At 76.0% G+C, this 2,403-nt stretch carries 3 protein-coding genes; all 3 read left to right on the top strand.

What is annotated here, in order from left to right; translation table 11 throughout:
* Window positions 1–143: 143 nt before the first annotated feature.
* Window positions 144–1,328 (top strand): ArsA family ATPase, encoded by a 1,185-nt coding sequence (locus PAI11_RS09435; protein WP_007573588.1) that lies wholly within the window; start codon window positions 144–146, stop codon window positions 1,326–1,328.
* The gene (locus tag PAI11_RS09440) at window positions 1,325–1,714 is read left to right on the top strand and encodes a hypothetical protein (protein ID WP_007573589.1); all 390 of its coding nucleotides are present in this window, start codon (window positions 1,325–1,327) and stop codon (window positions 1,712–1,714) included. Before PAI11_RS09435 ends, PAI11_RS09440 begins: the two co-directional genes overlap by 4 nt.
* A gap of 2 nt (window positions 1,715–1,716) precedes the next feature.
* The coding region (locus tag PAI11_RS09445; protein WP_040599513.1) for a hypothetical protein at window positions 1,717–2,403 on the top strand (687 nt) is incomplete at its 3' end.

A 2,403-nucleotide genomic window follows, 5' to 3' on the forward strand; every position in this document is an offset into this window, starting at 1 on the left:
GCGGCGCGGTCCCGGCCGCGAGCGCCGATCCCGCGGCCGAGGTCGGCGCGCCCGGCGTCAGCCAGCCGTAGCCCCGGCCGGCCCCCGCCTGCCCCGCCGGCCGCAGCGAGCGGGCGGGCGGGCGGGTCCATACACTCGCGGCGATGGCCGCGAGGATCGTCCTCTACACCGGCAAGGGCGGCGTCGGCAAGACCTCGGTCGCCGCCGCGACGGCCCGCCGGATCGCCGCCGCCGGCCAGCGGGTGCTGGTCGTCTCGACCGACCCGGCGCACAGCCTGGCCGACGTGCTCGGGCAGCCGATCGGCCCCGAGCCGACCGCGCTCGGCGAGCGGCTGGACGGGCTCCAGGTCGACGCCCACGCCGAGCTGACGCGGCACTGGAGTGCGGTCCGGGCCTGGGCCGGGCGGACGCTGGTCGCCCGCGGCGTCGATCGGGTCTCGGCCGAGGAGCTGACCGTCCCGCCGGGGATGGAGGAGCTGCTGGCCCTGCTGCGGCTGGTCGAGCTGCGCGATGCCGGCGACCACGACGTGCTGGTGGTCGACTGCGCCCCGACCGGCGAGACCCTGCGGCTGCTCTCCTTCCCCGACATCGCCCGCTGGTGGCTGGATCGGATCATGCCCCGGCAGGACCAGCTGCTGGGGGCTGCGCGCCCGATCGCCAAGGCGGTCCTCGACGTCACGATCCCCGACAGCGAGGTGCTCGACGAGATCGGGCGCCTGATGCAGAACCTGCTGACGATGCGCGAGATGGTCCAGGACCACGACGCCGTCAGCGTGCGGCTGGTGACGACCGCCGACCGGATCGTGATCGACGAGGCGCGGCGGACCTACACCTATCTGTCGCTCTACGGCGTCGCGACCGACGCGATCGTCGTCAACCGGCTGTTCCCGGCCGACGTCGGCTCCTACTTCACCCGCTGGCGAGACCAGCAGCAGCGGCACCTGGAGGAGATCCACGCCGCCTTCTCGCCGCTGCCGGTGCTCGACGCGCCCTACTTCGACGCCGAGGTCGTCGGCGAGGCGGCCCTCGACCGGCTGGCGGCCGAGCTCTACGCCGACGTCGACCCGGCGGCGCTGCTGCACGCGGGACCGGCGCGCGAGCTCGAGGTCGACGGCGACCAGGCGTGGCTGCGGATCGCCGTGCCGCTGGCGGATCGCGGCGAGGTCGCGGTCCGGCGCGCGGGCGACGAGCTGGTCGTCGAGGTCGCGGGCCGCCGGCGGACGGTGCTGTTGCCCGCCTCCATCGCGCACTATCGTCCTTCGGGGGCCGCGCTCCGAGACGGCACCCTCGAGGTGACGCTCAGCGCCCCGCCCCCCGCCGATCGATGACCGACACGACCGCCAACGACTCGCTCGACGAGCTGCGCGAGCGCATCCGCGCCACGCAGGAGGCCGCCGAGCGCCTGCACCGCGAGGCGGCCGAGGCGAACGCGGCCGAGGCCGCCGGCGAGGTCCCGCCGGCCGGCTGGGCGACGCCGCAGGACCGCAGCGAGAAGGCGGACGAGGTCCACGCCCTCGCCCTGCTGCTGCGGACGATCCGCGACCTGCTCCCGAGCGAGCTCCAGGCCCAGGTCAACGCCCTGATCCGCGAGCTGCTGATCCTGGTCCGCGCGATCATCGACTGGTGGGTGCTCCACCTGGAGGGCGCGCCCGGCCGCGACGGCGGGACCGCGACCGCCGGCGGGCCCCGCGTCCAGGACATCCCGATCGGCTGACCGTGGCGACCTCCGAGCCCGCACCCCCGCCCCCCGCACCGTCGCGCCGCCCGCGCTACGGCGTGCTGCACGCGTGGTCGAACCTGAGCTCCGCCCAGCAGCGGACCGTGGCCGCCGCGGTCGTCGTGCTGGTGAGCCTCGGCGCCCCCTGGTACACGAAGTCGGTGACCTCGTTCCCGGGACCGAGGACCAGCGACAGCAGCCTCTCCGCGTTCGGGTCGTTCTCGTTCGTCGAGGCCGCGGTGCTGCTGGTCGCCGCGGCGGTCATGGCCCTCACGTGGGGCCGTGCCACCGAGCGCGCCTTCACCCTCCCCTTCCGCGACGGCACGCTGGTGACCGCCGCCGCCGGGTGGGTCGGGGTGCTCGTCGTCTACCGACTCTTCGACCATCCCGCCAACGAGACCGCGTCCGGCGCGGGCGGGTCGGGGATCAGCACCACGATCGGGCTGTCGTGGGGGATCTTCGCCAGCCTCGCCGCGGTCGGGCTACTGCTGGCGACCGGGCTCGACCAGCGTCGTGGCGCCGCCGAGCCGGCGTCCCGCTCACGGCGCCGCGAGCGCGAGCGCCCCGTCGTCGATCCGCGCGCCGTCGCGGATCGCGACGAGCACGACTGGGATCCCGCGCCTCCCCGCCGCCGCGAGCGCGACGCCGCGGCCCGCGAGCGGGCCCGTCGCGACGACGGCCCGGCC

The sequence above is a fragment of the Patulibacter medicamentivorans genome, from assembly GCF_000240225.1.
GTDB lineage: Bacteria > Actinomycetota > Thermoleophilia > Solirubrobacterales > Solirubrobacteraceae > Patulibacter > Patulibacter medicamentivorans.